This is a genomic window from Bacillus sp. PK6-013, assembly GCF_054161445.1.
Genome location: NZ_CP096417.1, coordinates 3,210,669 through 3,227,289, shown reverse-complemented (window position 1 = coordinate 3,227,289; position 16,621 = coordinate 3,210,669). Strand labels below are relative to the sequence as shown.

Annotated in this window: 17 protein-coding genes; 7 read left to right on the top strand and 10 right to left on the bottom strand. The window is 45.8% G+C overall.

From position 1 onward, the window contains the following. The first annotated feature begins 14 nt into the window (after nucleotides 1-14). Together M1E03_RS16350 and M1E03_RS16345 are read left to right on the top strand one after the other, a co-directional pair. Nucleotides 15-1,373, top strand: a complete 1,359-nt coding sequence (locus tag M1E03_RS16350) for a sodium-dependent transporter (protein WP_020450728.1) — start codon at nucleotides 15-17, stop codon at nucleotides 1,371-1,373. 21 nt (nucleotides 1,374-1,394) lie between these two features. After that, nucleotides 1,395-3,023, top strand: coding sequence for a pyridoxal phosphate-dependent decarboxylase family protein (locus M1E03_RS16345; RefSeq protein ID WP_429673927.1), 1,629 nt, complete (start codon nucleotides 1,395-1,397; stop codon nucleotides 3,021-3,023). Nucleotides 3,024-3,059: 36 nt separating this feature from the next. On the opposite strand, the gene M1E03_RS16340 is transcribed toward M1E03_RS16345, so the two are convergent. Next, nucleotides 3,060-3,947 (bottom strand): AraC family transcriptional regulator, encoded by an 888-nt coding sequence (locus tag M1E03_RS16340; RefSeq protein ID WP_458110520.1) that lies wholly within the window; start codon nucleotides 3,945-3,947, stop codon nucleotides 3,060-3,062. A 77-nt stretch (nucleotides 3,948-4,024) separates the two neighbouring features. After that, nucleotides 4,025-5,437, bottom strand: a complete 1,413-nt coding sequence (gene pdxR, locus M1E03_RS16335) for a MocR-like pyridoxine biosynthesis transcription factor PdxR (protein WP_458110519.1) — start codon at nucleotides 5,435-5,437, stop codon at nucleotides 4,025-4,027. Between the two features lie 112 nt (nucleotides 5,438-5,549). On the opposite strand from pdxR, the gene M1E03_RS16330 reads away from it, so the two are divergent. Beyond that, nucleotides 5,550-5,984: a GNAT family N-acetyltransferase gene (locus tag M1E03_RS16330; protein WP_025808232.1), complete on the top strand. Its 435-nt coding sequence runs from the start codon at nucleotides 5,550-5,552 to the stop codon at nucleotides 5,982-5,984. 28 nt (nucleotides 5,985-6,012) lie between these two features. Here the strand turns inward: M1E03_RS16330 and M1E03_RS16325 are convergent, their stop codons facing one another. The 4 genes from M1E03_RS16325 to M1E03_RS16310 all read right to left on the bottom strand — a co-directional run bounded on the left by M1E03_RS16325 (nucleotide 6,013) and on the right by M1E03_RS16310 (nucleotide 8,676). Then, nucleotides 6,013-6,303, bottom strand: coding sequence for a hypothetical protein (locus M1E03_RS16325; RefSeq protein ID WP_003180123.1), 291 nt, complete (start codon nucleotides 6,301-6,303; stop codon nucleotides 6,013-6,015). Then, nucleotides 6,291-7,361 (bottom strand): anti-sigma factor, encoded by a 1,071-nt coding sequence (locus M1E03_RS16320; RefSeq protein WP_039072559.1) that lies wholly within the window; start codon nucleotides 7,359-7,361, stop codon nucleotides 6,291-6,293. Before M1E03_RS16320 ends, M1E03_RS16325 begins: the two co-directional genes overlap by 13 nt. Continuing rightward, nucleotides 7,354-7,845: an RNA polymerase sigma factor SigM gene (gene sigM, locus M1E03_RS16315; RefSeq protein WP_011197692.1), complete on the bottom strand. Its 492-nt coding sequence runs from the start codon at nucleotides 7,843-7,845 to the stop codon at nucleotides 7,354-7,356. The genes M1E03_RS16320 and sigM overlap by 8 nt, the downstream gene beginning before the upstream one ends. A 288-nt stretch (nucleotides 7,846-8,133) precedes the next feature. Further along, entirely contained in the window at nucleotides 8,134-8,676 is a 543-nt protein-coding gene (locus M1E03_RS16310) for a cupin domain-containing protein (RefSeq protein ID WP_161513209.1), read from the bottom strand. Nucleotides 8,677-8,830: 154 nt separating this feature from the next. Here M1E03_RS16310 and M1E03_RS16305 point away from each other — a divergent pair, with 154 nt between their 5' ends. From M1E03_RS16305 to M1E03_RS16295, 3 genes are all read left to right on the top strand, one after another. Continuing rightward, nucleotides 8,831-9,826: an aldo/keto reductase gene (locus tag M1E03_RS16305; RefSeq protein ID WP_020450739.1), complete on the top strand. Its 996-nt coding sequence runs from the start codon at nucleotides 8,831-8,833 to the stop codon at nucleotides 9,824-9,826. Between the two features lie 125 nt (nucleotides 9,827-9,951). Continuing rightward, the gene (locus M1E03_RS16300; protein WP_026579982.1) at nucleotides 9,952-10,551 is read left to right on the top strand and encodes a lysophospholipid acyltransferase family protein; all 600 of its coding nucleotides are present in this window, start codon (nucleotides 9,952-9,954) and stop codon (nucleotides 10,549-10,551) included. 111 nt (nucleotides 10,552-10,662) lie between these two features. Next, nucleotides 10,663-11,028, top strand: a complete 366-nt coding sequence (locus M1E03_RS16295) for a DUF805 domain-containing protein (protein ID WP_197407222.1) — start codon at nucleotides 10,663-10,665, stop codon at nucleotides 11,026-11,028. Nucleotides 11,029-11,057: 29 nt separating this feature from the next. Here M1E03_RS16295 and M1E03_RS16290 read toward each other — a convergent pair whose 3' ends face one another. The 4 genes from M1E03_RS16290 to M1E03_RS16275 form a co-directional block, all read right to left on the bottom strand. After that, the gene (locus tag M1E03_RS16290) at nucleotides 11,058-12,335 is read right to left on the bottom strand and encodes an acyl-CoA thioesterase/bile acid-CoA:amino acid N-acyltransferase family protein (RefSeq protein WP_095289900.1); all 1,278 of its coding nucleotides are present in this window, start codon (nucleotides 12,333-12,335) and stop codon (nucleotides 11,058-11,060) included. After that, nucleotides 12,332-12,928 carry a TetR/AcrR family transcriptional regulator gene (locus M1E03_RS16285; RefSeq protein ID WP_197407301.1) on the bottom strand — a complete coding sequence of 199 codons (597 nt, stop codon included), beginning with the start codon at nucleotides 12,926-12,928 and terminating at the stop codon, nucleotides 12,332-12,334. Before M1E03_RS16285 ends, M1E03_RS16290 begins: the two co-directional genes overlap by 4 nt. A 130-nt stretch (nucleotides 12,929-13,058) precedes the next feature. Next, a complete protein-coding gene (locus tag M1E03_RS16280) occupies nucleotides 13,059-14,381 on the bottom strand; it encodes a hemolysin family protein (protein ID WP_020450744.1) in 1,323 nt (440 codons plus the stop codon). Between the two features lie 60 nt (nucleotides 14,382-14,441). Next, nucleotides 14,442-14,867 carry a MerR family transcriptional regulator gene (locus tag M1E03_RS16275; protein WP_020450745.1) on the bottom strand — a complete coding sequence of 142 codons (426 nt, stop codon included), beginning with the start codon at nucleotides 14,865-14,867 and terminating at the stop codon, nucleotides 14,442-14,444. A gap of 314 nt (nucleotides 14,868-15,181) precedes the next feature. On the opposite strand from M1E03_RS16275, the gene M1E03_RS16270 reads away from it, so the two are divergent. Continuing rightward, the gene (locus tag M1E03_RS16270) at nucleotides 15,182-16,555 is read left to right on the top strand and encodes a hemolysin family protein (protein WP_003180145.1); all 1,374 of its coding nucleotides are present in this window, start codon (nucleotides 15,182-15,184) and stop codon (nucleotides 16,553-16,555) included. The last annotated feature ends 66 nt before the right edge of the window (nucleotides 16,556-16,621 follow it).

The window sequence follows — 16,621 nt, the reverse complement described above, 5'->3', positions numbered from 1 at the left end:
AAGGATGTGTATGAATGAGCGATCGCAGAATGACAGCAAAATGGGCATCCAAACTTGGATTTGTTCTCGCTGCAGGGGGATCCGCCATCGGCCTGGGGGCGATTTGGAAGTTTCCCTATGTGGCTGGAACGAGCGGAGGAGGCGCATTTTTCCTTGTATTTGTCCTTTTTACGATCCTGCTGGGATACCCCTTGCTTTTGGGGGAATTTATATTAGGCCGAAAAAGCCAATCGGATGCTATCGGCACCTATCAAAAAATAGCGCCGGGGACGCCTTGGGTGATCACAGGCTGGATCGGAATCGCCGCCTGCTTCCTTGTTCTGTCGTTTTACAGTGTGATCGGCGGCTGGATTTTGCTTTATATCATCAAAGCAGTAACCGGTTCATTGTCGGGTCTCACGCAGGACGGATACGGGGAGCTCTTCGGTTCGATCATTCAAGATCCGCTGCAGACACTGGCAGCGCAGCTTGCGTTTATCATCATGACGATCCTCGTCGTGGCGAAGGGTGTGCAAAAAGGAATCGAGCGCGTCAGTTCGATTATGATGCCGCTATTATTTATTTTATTTATTGCGCTCGTTTTAAGGGCTCTGACGCTTGAGCATGCGATCGACGGCGTGCGTTTTCTGCTTGTGCCCGATTTTGGCAGCCTGACGCCGCAGGCGATTCTTTTTGCGCTCGGACAAGCTTTCTTTACGTTGACGCTTGGCGTATCTGTGATGGTAACGTACAGCTCCTATTTGTCAAAGTCACAAAACCTTCCGAAGTCGGCGGTCTCGATCGTGATCATGAACCTTGCCGTCACGCTGCTTGCCGGTTTGGCGATTTTTCCGGCCGTCTTTTCATTTGGGCTTCAGCCCGATCAGGGTCCGACTTTATTATTTACGGTTCTGCCGGCAGTTTTTGACCGGCTTCCATTCGGGATGCTGTTTTTTATCGGATTTTTGACGGCCTTTTTATTTGCTGCCCTGACTTCGGCTTTTTCGATGATTGAGATCATTGTTGCCGCTATTACAAAAGGCGATCAAACAAAAAGGGGAAAATGGACGTGGGCGATCGGCCTTTTGATTTTTGCCGTCGGCATTCCTTCCTGCTTGTCTTACGGAGTGCTCGATGAGCCGTTCATTTTTAAGAAGACGTTTTTTGATGCGGCGGATTATGTCGTCAGCAATATTTTGCTGCCGCTTGGCGCGCTTTTTATTTCGATTTTTATTCCGCTGAAATTGTCCAAACACGATCTATATGAAGAAATGAAAAGCGGATCAAAAGCGGGGAAAGGCTTTTTTATCGTGTGGTTTTATCTTCTCCGTTTCCTTGTGCCGCTTGCAATTGTACTTGTCTTTTTAAATTTAATCGGAGTGTTTTCATTTTAAAAGATCAGGAGATGGGTGAATATGGTGTTAGACTTTCAACAGATGTTTCCGAGCGAGGATGGCAATCACGAGGCGCGGTATCAGCTGCTGGCATTGCTTGAAGCGGTATTGGCCGGAATAGACAGGCTGAAGGATCCCGCCCGGATGACGCTTGGCCGCGAGTCTGAAGTTTCCTCTGACTACTATCAAAGCGTCATTGAAGAGGCCGCCTTGCCGGAAAAAGGCTTCGGGGCGGAAAAAAGCGTTGAAGAGCTATTGAAATTGCTTGACGGCCACCGTTTTTTAAACAGGCATTATGTGGCCAACGCGACACCTTTGCCGAACACCGCCAGCATCGCCGGGAATCTTTTAATGGTTCTTTTAAACGGAAACAATTTATGGGATGTCGACGGCACCGCTGCAGCCAAGGCGGAAGTGCAGATCACGGCGATGCTTTCGGACATTGTCGGCTATGACAGGCACAAGAGCGGCGGTTTTACCACATGGGGCGGGCAGGGAGCCGTTTTTCAGTCGCTCAGGCTGGCGATCGCAAGCGCGTACCCTGAAGCGAATCAGCAAGGAACGCCGCATCACCTGTACGCGTTCTGTTCAGAGCTTTCGCATTTCAGCCTTTACAAATCGATGGAAGCGTCCGGAATCGGGACGGACCATTTGATCAAGGTCAAGACGAATCGCGATCATTCGATGGATCTGGCCGATTTGCGGGAAAAAATGCAAGCCGTGATTGAAAAAGGCGGACATCCGATTTATGTATTGGCAACGCTTGGCACAACTGACTCATTTGGCATCGATGATTTGGCCGGTATCAAAAAAGTGACTGAGGAAATAGAGGCCGCCTACGGTTTGCCTCCTGTCTATATTCATGCCGATACGGCGATGGGCGGGATGTACGTTTTTTTTAACAGATACGATTTCATCGGAAATCCGCTTCATCTTGAAGATGAGGTGCTTGAGACGCTTGCCCGCTACAAAAAACATTTTCAGCATTTGCACCTGGCGGACAGCTTGGTCTTTGATTTTCATAAACTTGGACAAACGCCGTATATCACAAGCCTTTTCTTGGTGAAAAACCGTGAGGCACTGAAAGTCGTTGATTTGGATCCGGATGAGACGCCTTATGTCGGTAACAGAGGGTTTGGCAGCTATCATACGAGCTATACGCTAGAGTGTTCGCGAATGGGAAGCAGCATACCGATTTATGCTTCTCTGCTCGCATTCGGAATCGAAGGCTACCAGGAGATCTTGGCCAATTACATCAGAGTTAACCTGGCATTTCGAAAAAAACTCCTGCAGGCTTTTCCGAATGCAGCCGTCACCAATGATGTATCACCTGTAACGACATTCCGCTTCTATCCGGGAAATGTCCGCTATCACGAAGAAATCAGCGGCGCCATCACGGAGGAAGAAGTGCGGAAAATTAACAAATTCAATGAAAAAATCGCCGAAACATTGGGAAGGTACCGCAGTCACACCTATTTTGGCAGCACGAAAAAGCAAACATACGTTTATCCTGCTGACAGCCGTTTGCCCGTGCCGCTTTATGTCCAGAAATTCTACAGTGTCTCGCCTTACACGACGCTTGATACAGTTGACCATTATATCGCCTTTTTAAAAGCGCATGTTGAACCGTCCGATGTAGCAGCCGGATAAAATTTAAACGGGAGGGTTAAACCTCCCGTTCTTTCTTTAGTCTTTATATGCGGTTCTTTTTTGGACAGGTATCCATATTTCGCTTTTAAACGTTGGGGAGCTGATATCTTGATCCTGATTCCAAAGGATTTCCGGCCCTTTCGTTTGCTCGTAATGTGAAGACGGGAACCATTCAGCATAAATGCGTCCCCAGACATTTTGAAGGGTGTCCGGAAACGGACCGGCCGCTTCAAATACAGCCCATGTCGAGGCGGGAACTTCAAGCTGTTCATAGCGGTCCGGGCATTCCTTCGTTGTCGCTGCACCGATATAATGGTCAAGCTCTCCCTGCTCTTCCATCCGGCCTTCGGAAAAGTTCGCCGATGCTTGAATCAGTCCAAGCGGCTCCACATTTGACAGCTCCTTTAATTCATCGATGTTTTCACTCCTTAAAGCTTTCCACATCGAGGCGATTTCCGGATTGACTCCGTGAAAGACGACAGGAACCCTTTTTTTGATTCCGGCGATCCGAAATGCCTTCTTCTCAACAATTCGGTAATTCATTTCGTTTCCTCCTCTAATTGTAAGCTGGAAGGTCATCGGAGGATATGCTTTCAGTGTGCTGATATCGTGTCTGGCCTCTGTCGGTGTAATGCCGTGCAGCTTTTGAAATGCGCGCGTAAAAGCATCCGGCGAGTGATAGCCGTATTTCACCGCAATATCGATCACTTTTCGATTCGTGTTCTTCAGTTCAAACGCTGCAAGGGTAAGCCGCCTGCGGCGGATGTATTCGGACAGCGAAACCCCGGCAAGAAAAGAAAACATCCTTTTAAAATGATATTCAGAGCAGTAAGAAAGCTTCGCAAGCGTTTGAAAGTCGATACTGTCCGCCAAGTGTTCTTCAATATACGCCATGGCTTGATTCATGTTCTTCAGCAAATCCATTTGATGACCTCCTATGTTTACAAGAATAGCAGGAGCAGAATCCCCACATCCGACTTTCCGTGCCCGATTGTGCAGGGTCATTCCCGAGACTGTCCACCGTTCAACCATGCTGTCTTCAGCTTTTTGATGCCGTCTGCGATGCTTTTTTCAGAAAGTCCGCCAAACCCGAGGAGCACCGCGTGGGTTTCAGGAGGAGTCACATACGAGACAGAGGCTGGATATACTTTGACCCCTTTTTCCAGCGCTTTTTGGGTCAGCCACTCTTCGCTCGGGGCGTCTTTCACCTCAAGGATGATGTGAAGGCCGGCGTTCTCTCCTCTGACTGCGGCATGATCGCCAAATTCACGCTTGATGGCATCAAGGAGCGTTTTTCGCTTTTTTCGGTAGAGTGTTCTCATTCGGTTCAAGTGCCTTTGATAATCCCCGTTTTTCATAAAAAAAGCAATGGCATGCTGTACATGGCGGGAAACCGTTTGTTTAAATAAGGATGCCATGTTGAGCCCCTCTTTGACGAGCGGAAAGGGGAGAACCATATAGCTGATCCTGAGGGAGGGAATCAGCGATTTTGAAAAAGTCCCTAAATAGATGACCCGGTGGTTCCGGTCGAGTCCCTGAAGGGAAGGAATCGGCTGTCCTGCATAGCGGAATTCCCCGTCATAATCGTCTTCGATGATATAAGCTCCGGTCGATGCTGCCCAGTCAAGCAATTGCAGCCTGCGGCCGACCGGCATGATCATTCCGAGCGGAAACTGATGGGACGGGGTGGTGTATGCGAGCTGCGGCTGATATTGTTCAAGATCTTGCACGGAAATCCCGCTCTCGTCGACTGCTATAGGCATCACATTGAAGCCGCCGGTTTTCAGGACCGTTTTCGAGCGATGAAATCCGGGATCTTCAAAACCGACGGTTGTGCCTTTAGGAAACAGATGGCACAGCAACTGCAGCAAAACCGGTGTGCCGGCTCCGATGATGATTTGCTCGGGTGAACAGACCACGCCGCGAGACTCTCTGAGGTAAACCGCAATCATTTTCCGCAGCGGAATGTCTCCGGCCGGCGGGCCGCTTTGAAAAAGGTCGTACCCTGATTCACCAACAGTTTTGGCGAGCGTTTTTTTCCATTGGGAAACAGGAAATGATGCGAGGTCTACGTGGCCGTGGTGAAAATCGATCATGTTAGCCGCCGTCTCATGTTCTTCCGGTTCTTTTTCGGCAGGGGGAGGAGGCGCAGTCTGTGCAAAGTCTCCTTCCACTTCAGCCGCAAACCAGCCTTTTCTAGGCTTGCTAAGCAAATATCCTTCTGCAGCCAGCTGTTCATACGCGTGTTCAACGGTTGTCAGGCTGATATTTAAATGTTTGGCAAGCATTCGTTTGGAGGGAAGCTTTGTTCCAGGCTTTATGTACCCCGAATGAATGCTTCGTTTGAAAAACGTGTACAGCTGCTGATAAAGCGGCTCGCTGCCGCTGCGGTTTAAAAAAGGGGTTATATCCATTCGATCAGCCCTTTCAATTCATCTGGTATGTTTTATTTTATCAAAACTGGTCATTTTAAAAAGGTCAGTTTTCGGGTTAAAGTAGTTTCATAACCAACAGAAGGGAATGACGATGTTGCTTGATTATAGGGAATTGCATTGTGAAACAGAGCTCAAGGAAGTCTATCCGATCATGAAACAGCTCCGGCCCCATTTGGATGAAACGTCTTTTTTGGAGCTCGTCAAAGAAGCTCGGGAGGCTGAAAGCTACACGTTATTTGCGCTGTACGACGGTGATATTCCGGTGGCTTTGGCCGGCTTTTTGCCGAGGGTTTCTTTGAACCAAGGCCGGCATGTTTGGGTAGCGGACCTGGTGACGTGTGAAAAACACCGTTCAAAAGGCTATGGAAAGAAGCTTTTAGGCGCTGTTGAAGAGTGGGCCAAAGGGAACGGATTGGCTTCAATCGCTTTATCCTCAGGCTTACAGCGGGCAGACGCTCACCGTTTTTACGAAGAGAAAATGGGGTATGAAAAAGCGAGCTACCTATTTCGCAAGGCTCTGAAATGAAAAACTCCCCGGTATAACCGGGGAGTTATTAAAAGCCGAGCTGCAGATTCGTATCGATGGAGACGATGGTCCATACGCAAACGAGAATGAAAATGTTCAGGACGACGCCGAGAAATCCGAGACCGGTCCGTCCTTTTTTTATGAACAGCTCGATAATTCCGAGCGGAACGGCGGCCATCGCAAAAGGAAGCATCTTATACGAATATGCGATCGTGTCGCTTAAAATGGCCAAGTTTAAGACGAACAGGGACAGAATGGCCGTGCCGACAGACACCCATCCAAATACGTTGTGCTCCTTAAAGATTCTTACCAGTTCCATAATTCCACCTCACCTACTTTAGCTGCTTTGACAGGCCCTTTTTTGATCAGCCGTTCAACCTCTTTTGACGGTCCGGTAATGACGGCTCCATACACGTTCACACCATTCTGTTCCACATAGTCAAGCCGTTTGGAAAGCTTCAGGTCTTTCCTGCCTGAAATGGTTTCAGCCCATTTCTTGTTCTTGATCATGTAGGAAAGCGCCGCTTTAAACTGTTCGTCATCGTTTTCGGCAGGTTGCTGAATTTCAAAAATCCGGTTTGAATCTTTTCCGGGAAATCCGATCGGCTCTGCGTATGGATGCTCTTTTAAATCGCCCTCTGTTTCAATCGCATTCCACAGAACGCGAACATCATAGCCTTTTAATTTTTCATACAGCTCCTTTGTCGGGTATGCTTTTTCAAAGGAAAGGAAAGCTTCGGTTACGGTTCCGTCAGGCAGCTGTTTTAAAATCGACTCGGCTTTGGACACTGATTTTTCTTTGATGCCGTCAGGGTAGACAAAATGACGTTCTTCTTTTGAAAGCTCCTGATTGTATTGATGAATCTGCGGAGACTTCAGCTGATCGAAGAACATTTCCACTTCTTCATTTCCAACTACTTTTGTGACGTTTCCGATTTGCTTCTTTAACGGGAACTGTGTTTCGATTCCAAAGAGTTTTACTTTGTTGACAAGGGCTTCAGTATCGACTTGAATATTCGGGTTTGTGACGGCAACTGTCATTGAAGCGGTTTGCACCAGTTCATTCCCTTTGCTTTCATGCCCGCCCAACCCGTAGTATAGATAGCTGCCGAGTGTGCAGATCGGCAGAATAATAAGCGTAGAAATAACAGCAAGGGTGGAAATCCGCATATATGATTTATTTTTTCCGTATCTTAAAATCGCTTTTTGCTTTTCAGGACTGATCGCCAAATCCCAGTCTTCGTCTTTCATTTCCTGTTCCAGCATGTCCTGGTATTCTTCAAGCTGTTCAAGCTCTTCTTCGACCCGGAGCATTTCCGATTCGGAAAGTTCGCCGTTTTTATATTTTTCCCAACGTTTTTTAAAATCTTCATTCATCGTTAACACCTCTGTTGTAAAGTGCTTTCAGCCGCTGTCTGGCACGAAATAAAACACTTTTAAAATTAGCCTCTGAGATATTCATCAAGCTTGACGCTTCCTTGTAGTTCAATTCTTTTAAATAGTACAGCGTAAGCGCTTCCCGGTAGTTATCGGGGAGCTGGTTCATATATAAGGTTAACACTTCCTTGATTTCGACCTGGTGAGCAGGGCTTTGCACCGCGTTTTGAAACAGGTTTCCGATCATGTCGTCAGAAATCGTCACTTCCTTTTTATGCTTTCTGACATAGTCGATAAACGCATTGCGTGCCACTTGAAAAAGCCATGGCTTCACTTTGCTGTGGTCGTAAGAATGGATGTGTATGTAAGCTCTCATAAAGGTTTCCTGAAGCAAATCCTCTGCTAGATGTTTATCTTTCGTCATGGAGAGCAGGAACCTGTAAACATCATTCATATACATTTGGTAAATTTCGTCGATAGTCACTGCCTTTTCTCCCCTCTATGTTATAAACGCATAAGAAAGGTTTGAAGTTGCACTAAATATGCCCACGGCTCATTTTTCCTCCAATTTCTTACCTTTAAAATCATCTACCCTATATAATAACTGAACACGTTCAAAAAAACTAATCTTCATGGCGATTTTAACGACTGAACGGCCGAAATATAAAGCACAGCAGCAAAATAAACCTTTAAGCATATCAGATCTTTATTATATGCTAAAAGGCTATTTGATTAGAGGATATCCTTCATTATCAGCTGTATTTATCGTCTGTCAAAAATATTGGCCGTGACCGCGGCGGCCTTCTGCGGCCAGCGCATCGGCTTTCGTTCGATGGACGGTGCCGAATGGGTGGTTGGGCGGAGCATAGATTGAATAGAGTTTCAGTCGAGTATTGCCTGTATTGGTGAGATTGTGCCATGTTCCGGCAGGGACGACGATAGCGGTGTCATCGCAAACATTTCTTTTAAATTGCAAATGATGTTTGCTCGGCCCCATTTGCACGATTCCCCTGCCTTGTTCAACACGAAGGAACTGGTCAACGTGAGGGTGCATTTCCAATCCGATGTCTTCGCCGGGGTTGAGGCTCATCAGGGTAACTTGCAAATGTCTTCCTGTCCATAAAGCGGTCCGAAACGTTTTGTTCTGTTTTGCCGCTTCGTTGATATTAGCGGCAAACGGCTTTTGTCCATAATCTCTTAATACGATGCGTTCTTCGCTGCCGGGTGTTCGAAAAGCGCCTGCATAGTCTGATTCGTGAAACCAAACCGGGTTATAAGAAAAAGGAATATAATATGGGTATTGATTTGGATGCATTTGTTCTAGGTCCCTTCATTAGTTTATTGGGATCATCATATGCAATAGGCATATGAAGTGTCCCGCTGTAAGATGATTTTTAGTCAAAACACGTTTTTAAAAAAAAGCTTCCGGGAAAATATGATATCAGACTCACAACAGGAGGGAGAGGAGCATGGAATACATCAACATATCCGGTACATCGATCGAATCGTCGCGCATCGGTCTCGGAACATGGGCCATCGGAGGTTTTATGTGGGGCGGAAGCGATGAAAAAGAAGCGATTCAGACGATTCATGCTGCGTTTGATGAAGGAATCAACCTGATTGATACCGCTCCGGCATACGGTTTCGGGCAGTCGGAAGAAATCGTCGGTAAAGCCGTACAGCAATACGGAGAGCGCGACCGAGTCATTCTCGCGACAAAATCAGGACTTGATTGGAAGCAGGAACAGCTGTACCTCGACGGATCGAGGGAGCGGATCATCAAGGAAGTTGACGATTCGCTGAAAAGGCTCAATACGGATTACATCGACCTGTATCAAGTGCATTGGCCCGATCCGCTCGTCCTGATCGAAGAAACGGCGGAAGCGATGAAAGACTTGTATGATGCGGGGAAAATCAGAGCGGTCGGCGTCAGCAATTTTTCCCCGGAGCAGATGGACACATTCAGAGCTGCGGCGCCGCTTCATACCGTACAGCCGCCGTACAACATGTTTGAAAGGGAAATCGAGCAAGACATTCTTCCGTATGCGCAAGATCAAGGGCTGACGACGCTATTATACGGAAGCTTGTGCAGGGGGCTTCTGTCAGGAAAAATGAATGAGGACTACACGTTCAAAGGGGACGACCTTCGAAAGCGGGACCCTAAGTTTCAAAAGCCGCGCTTTAAAGAATATCTGGAGGCCGTCAGGAAACTTGATGAGTTTGCAAACGAGCGGTTCGGCAAATCGGTTCTCCATCTGGCAGCAAGATGGGTGCTTGATCAGCCCGGCGCAAGTATCGCTTTATGGGGAGCGAGACGCCCTGATCAAATCCGTCCAGTCAGCGAAATCACCGGCTGGAGCTTAACGGAAAGTGATCAAAAAGCAATTGACGACATATTGGACAATACGATTTCAGAACAGATCGGGCCTGAATTTATGGCGCCGCCGACAAAAGAAAAAGTCTGAAAACCGGGGAGAAAATTCCCCGGTTTTTTTTGTGAAAAATCATTTTTTAGTACCAGGTAATAAAAAAAATTGTTATAATAATAAAGGGAAACCTCATACGACTACATCAATAAAGGAAGTGCCATATGTATAAATTTACTGGTTATGCTGCAAAAGCGATTCTTTCTTTGCGCGGCGGAATTAAAGTATACAATAAAGAAAATCTTCCTAAAGACACAGGTTTCGTTATTGCGTGCACACATGCAGGATGGGTGGATGTCGTCGCACTGGGTGTCGGCATTTTGCCTATGGAAATTCATTACATGGCGAAAAAAGAGCTTTTTGAAAATAAATTAAGCGGTTCTTTTCTTTCAAGCATCAACGCATTTCCCGTCGACAGGGAAAATCCCGGGCCAAGCAGCATCAAAACCCCGATCAAGCTGTTGAAAGAAGGAAAAATCGTCGGCATTTTCCCAAGCGGAACGAGATCATCTGAAGATGTTCCATTGAAAAGAGGGGCTGTCACGATCGCCCAGATGGGAAAAGCGCCGCTTGTGCCGGCCGCATACAGCGGTCCTTCCAACGAAAAAGAGCTTTTCAAGAGAGGTAAAATGAAACTGGTCATCGGCGAACCGCTCAATCAGGAAGATTTCGCTCAATATTCGTCAAAAGAAAAGCTGGTCAAAATGACGGAGGCTTTGAATGACAGTATTAAAGCTTTAGAGAAAAAGCTGGAGCAGCTATAATTCAAACATACGCAAGGAAAAACAGGAAAAACAGCTTCTCACGCACAGAAGCTGTTTTTTAATTTTTTGGGCAGTATTTTAGAACGATATTTATTGGTGAGGAGCTTATATATGAAATGGTATTTGAAAGCAATAAAAAACTATGCAGGATTTACAGGAAGGGCGAGACGAAAGGAATTTTGGCTGTTTTGCTTTTTCTCATACATGATTTTGGTCCTCTACGGTTTTTTTAAAGCCATTCTGCATCTTCCGGAATATGAAATAGAGACATTTTTAGGGATGGTTTATTTGCTTGCCATTCTTGTGCCGGGCTTGGCTGTCACGATCCGCAGATTGCATGATACGGGTAAAAGCGGCTGCTGGATCTGCATCGGTCTGATCCCTCTTATTGGGCAATTTATTTTGCTGATCATGCTTTGTCAAAACAGTGTAAAAGAGGAAAATCAATACGGGCCGAACCCGAAGGCAGCTATCTAAGCGAAAACCGCCTGTCCCCAGGCGGTTTTTTAGTTGTTTGTGGCAGTTGATTTTTCTAAAAACAAAAGCAGTTCCCGCCAAAATGTTTGAGCTGCAATGGCATCGGCTTCAGTTTTTCCCCCATAGGCTATTTTTCGGCTTTTCCGCCCGGATGTCGGAAAGTATGGAGGCCTGATATTATGGCCGGCATCTTCGAAATATAGATGTTTAACAGAATAGGGAAATCTCTTCTTTTTCAGCCGTTCAACGATTTTCTCGTTCATAGAGGCGGAGGGCCATACCAAATCATCCGTACCTGAAGTTAACAGAATAGGCCCATTAATATGTTCCGCTTTTATAATTGCTGGATGATCCTCTTTCACTTTCCGTAAAGCTTTTTTGTAAAGATCAGTAAAAGCATGAGGCTGTCTTGTGAGCTTATGTGTCACCATATTCCACAGCTGAGAAAGCGAAAACAATGGCAGCGGGGCAAAGGCGAGCGGTGCGCCGTCCAGACTCCAGGAAGATGTCTGCCGAAATTTTTTTAATCCAACGCCTTGAAAGACGACCCCGCCGCCTACATGAGAAACCGCAAAACGGATTTCAGGAAAATGGGAACCTATCAGCAGCGCCAGTTCGCCGCCTTTTGACCTTCCGCATATTCCGATCTGACGATGATGAAGTCCTTCTTGGCGTCCGAGCCAATCGATCGCTTTCCGGAAATATTCAAGCGGGATTTCAACCAGTTTTTTAGGAAGCTGTTTGTATTGAAAATAAGGGATTGCAAATGTTGCATATCCGTAATTTGCTAACATGCCTGCCATTGTTTCATCAAGACCGCCGTCAGATCCCCCTAATACGATGACTGCGGGAGGCCGGTTGACAGCAAGCGGACGAAAAAATGTGCCGGACAACCCATTTTCGCTTACTTCCTGTCTCTCTACTGTTTCAGAAAGCAGCACTCGTTTTATTTCTTTACTCAGGATCGTGCGTTCTTTTTGCTTTACCTCAATCCTGTAAACGGAGGAATTAACCGATTTTTTATGGAACGAGCAGGAGGATTCAACCGCCTGCATTGACCAAAAAAGCCCCATTTGATCTTTAGACTGGTAGGTTCCTTTTATTGGGGCTGCTGCTGCAGGGTCGACTTCTCCCAATCGATTCGCTTGAAAAACAGCATGTGATCTCCACTCTGCGTCAGCTTCATCTTTCACAGTCAAGATGATTTCAATGATATCAAACGGTCGGAGTCCGCTTATCTTCAGGTTTATTTTTTCATCCCATTTGGAAACTGCAGGTATGTGCAAAACCGGTTGCAGAGTAATCAAGACGGCACTTCCTTTTCAAGTTTTGTATAAAATAAATCGACGCACTCCTCAACATAGTCATCAATACGATCATCGAACGACTCCTTGAATGCGGGCAAATGTTGAAACATAATGTATTGATTCAGCAAACCGAAAAACATTTGGCTTAAAATTTGAAAATTGCCGCCTGAAATTTTTTTTTCGGCATAGAGGTTCGCAAAATAAGTCTCTAAAAAGCGATTGAGACGGCGGGGAATATCCATGATTAATTCGCAAACTTCCTTATCCTGTACTGCATCATTAAAGTAAAGTAAAAAAACAGTACCTTTTTCCAGGTTTTCTTTTAGATATGCTTTCGCAATGAATGAGAGGTCTTGTCGTAAATCGCCGCTCAGTATTCCTTCAAGTTCTCCAATAAAATCTCCCGATGACACATGTTGAATAACACTTTCCCGAAATAAATTCTGTTTATTTCCGAAGTGTCTAAAAAGGGTCAAATGATTGACGCCTGCTTTTTGGGCAATTTCCCTGGTGGATGCGGCTTGATATCCTTTTTCTTTGAAAAGGGCAAGCGCCGCTTCGATTAATCGATTCCTTGTAGATTGTGCTGACATAAGTCCCTCCTGAAATGTAATCACTTGATTACATGATAATTGAATTTTGCTCTGTAATCAAGTGGTTACATATTTTGAATGCAAAAAAAGAGGATACAAATTCATTGTATCCCCCGGTTTGTTCACAATGTTATTCCGCTTCCTCAAGCAGCGGCGTTTCCGCAGCTTTTTTCACCTCAACGTATGAAACGTGGTGGCCGTCGATTTCGTTGATCGTGAATTCAAATCCCTGATCGGTGATCATGTCGCCTTTTTGGACGTCATATTTTTGCGTCAGGAACCATCCGCCGATCGTGTCAATTTCCTCATTGTCGAGCTGAATGCCGAGCAGATCGTTGACTTGGTTGACGAGCACTTTACCGTCGAGAATGTAATGGTTTTCGCCAATCTTGCGGATTTCATTAATTTCATCGATATCGAATTCGTCACGGATTTCGCCGACGATTTCTTCAATGATGTCTTCGACCGTCACGAGTCCGGCCGTTCCGCCGTATTCATCAGAAAGGATCGCCATATGAACGCGTTCTTTCTGCATTTTCAGAAGCAGATCGTGGATCGGAACAGTCTCGATCACATGAATGATCGGATTGATAAACTGTTCAATCGTGTCTTCTTTGGAGCATTCTCCGCTGATGCAGGCCGTTAGTATTTCCTTGACATTGATGACGCCGACGATGTTGTCCTTATCTCCGTCTTCGACGGGATAGCGGGTATAGCCTTCGACCTTCGTGATGTCGATCATCTCGGCGATTTTCATATCATTTGGAAAGCTGACGACTTCTGTTCTCGGGATCATGATTTCCTTGGCAAGACGGTCATCGAATTCAAAAATTTTGTTGACATATTTGAACTCAGATTGATTGATTTCGCCGCTTTTGTAGCTTTCTGACAGAATAATTCGCAGCTCTTCCTCTGAGTGCGCCATTTCATTTTCAGAAACCGCTTCAAGGCCAAACGCTTTCGTCAGCAGCCTTGCCGATCCGTTCAGCGCCCAGATGAATGGGAACATGATGCGGTAGAACCAGATCAACGGTTTTGCAAAAAGGAAGGAAACGGCTTCCGCTTTTTGGATCGCAAGCGTCTTCGGAGCGAGCTCGCCGACAACCACATGCAAAAACGTAATCAAGCTGAAGGCGATCACGACTGAAACGATGTGTGATACAGAGCTCGGAATGTTCCACTTCACAAATAGCGGTTCAAGCAGCCGGGCAACTGTCGGCTCCCCGAGCCAACCGAGACCGAGAGCCGTCAAAGTGATGCCGAGCTGACAGGCCGATAAATATTCGTCTAAATGCGTAATGACTTTTTTCACCGAAACCGCTGTTTTGTTTCCTTCAGCAATCAATTGATCAACCCGCGAGCTTCTGATTCTGATAATCGCAAACTCAGACGCTACGAAAAATGCTGTTAAAGCAATTAATACAGCAACAAAAACCAAATTAACTATTTCCAATTAGGACCTTCACTCTAGCGTGAGAATGAAGGTAACACCTCCTGTTTAGTAAAAGATTAACTAAAGCAGCAGTAAAAAGGACTGGATGACCGTCATTTTTTCAGGAGAAAGCCGGCTTTTCAGAATCTTCCGTTCATCGGGATTCAGCCGTTTCAATCTGTTTATGAGCACGGAAATATTGTCATTGACATGATCAATTTCCGTTGTCAGGCTTCCAATTTCATCATCATTCACAGTTGAAGAGGGAAACTGGTTTTCCAGCCTTACTTTAATGTCGGACAGGGCCAATCTCTGCTGCTTGCAGTCCATAATAAACTTCAGCCGTTTGAGAGCGGCTTCATCGTAATAACGGTAGTTTGAACATGATCTGTCAGGCGTTAACAGCCCGAGATTCGTATAATAATCGACAGTCCGTTTTGTTACGCCTGCAGCAGCTGCTAATTCGCCAATGCGATATTTCTCTGCCCCATCTGCATCCCTCCTCAACCATCACGTTATAGTTATAAAACATTTTAATATATTAGAAGCTGTTTATACAAGTTAATTGATCAAAAAAAGGCGTAAAATTGATGCGAAAACCTTTATTTATCTAAATATTCGAGAAAATATTGTTAGATTTAAAGTTTAGACATTTGACTGACTCTTTTTTAATAAAGTAAGATAATAGTATATATTTGGCTTGGAGGTGGTTAGATGGGGCCCTCTGCATAGTCATTTTTACAGAACGCACATCAGCCTTATTAAGGGAATTTGAATTCATCAGGAGGTGACTCCTTGTCCTTTGTAAAGGATAAGGTTAAATGGACGATATTGTTAGTCTGATAATCATCGGGATTCTGATTGCATTAACCGCTTTTTTCGTGGCATCGGAATTTGCGATTGTCAGAGTCAGAAGCTCCCGCATTGATCAGCTGATTGCTGAAGGAAACAAAAAGGCGGTTCGCGCAAAACAAGTGGTGTCGGATCTGGATGAATACCTTTCAGCTTGCCAGCTCGGCATTACGATTACAGCACTCGGACTCGGCTGGATGGGGGAGCCGACGGTTAAAAAGGTGCTGCATCCGGTCTTTGAAAGCTTGCATGTTTCTGGCGCTGTATCGCACGCTCTTTCAGTTGCCATTGCATTTTTAGTGATTACATTCCTGAACGTCGTGGTTGGAGAACTTGCCCCAAAAACCATCGCGATTCAAAAAGCCGAACAGATGACACTGTGGCTGGCGGGACCTCTGCACTTTTTCAATGTTGTGATGTTCCCGTTCATTTGGACGCTGAATGCCTCAGCCAGAGTGCTGACCGGGTTATTCGGTTTGAAGCCTGCTTCGGAAAAGGATGAATCCCATTCGGAGGAAGAGCTGCGAATCCTGTTATCAGAAAGCTACAAAAGCGGAGAAATCAATCCGTCTGAATATAGATACGTTAATAAAATCTTTGAATTCGACAATCGGATCGCCAAAGAAATTATGGTGCCGCGCACTGAAATCGCCTCTGTCCCGGTGGATATGCCGATCGATGAGGCCATTTCGGTCATGCTGCAGGAAAAGTATACGCGCTGGCCTGTCTATAAAGGCGATAAGGATCATGTCATCGGCATGATCAATACGAAACAGCTGTTTACGGATATGCTCATGATGTCAGAGGCTGAGAAAAAGCGATTGTCCCTTGAAGCCTATGTCCGTCCGGTTATTGAAGTCATTGAAACCGTGCCTGTTCAAAAGCTGCTGATCAAAATGCAGCGGGAGCGGATTCACATGGCGATCTTAACGGATGAGTACGGCGGGACATCTGGTCTTGTGACGGCCGAGGATATTCTTGAAGAAATCGTCGGGGAAATCAGGGACGAATTCGATGAAGACGAAAAACCGCTTATCGAAAAAGTCTCCGATCATGAATACATCATGGACGGCAAAGTGAGAATCGATCAGGTCAATGAGCTGTTTGAAGACGATCTCGAGGAAGAGGAAGTCGAAACAGTCGGCGGACTTGTGCTGAAAGAAAACATAGATATCGCGGAAGGCCAGGCGGTGCATATCGGCTCCTACACGATAACGGTTCTCGAAATGGAAGGGCGTCTGATTAAGCACGTCGAAGTTAAGCGGGAACAAACAACAGAACATGTAGAGCTGGCACCGGCAAATCCGGTCGTCGTTAACGAAGTCACCTTGAGCGAAAAATAGCTCAAGGTGATTTTTGATTTTAAGAAAAAAGTCATTTGAACAGGAACTTTTGTTCGTATATAATGG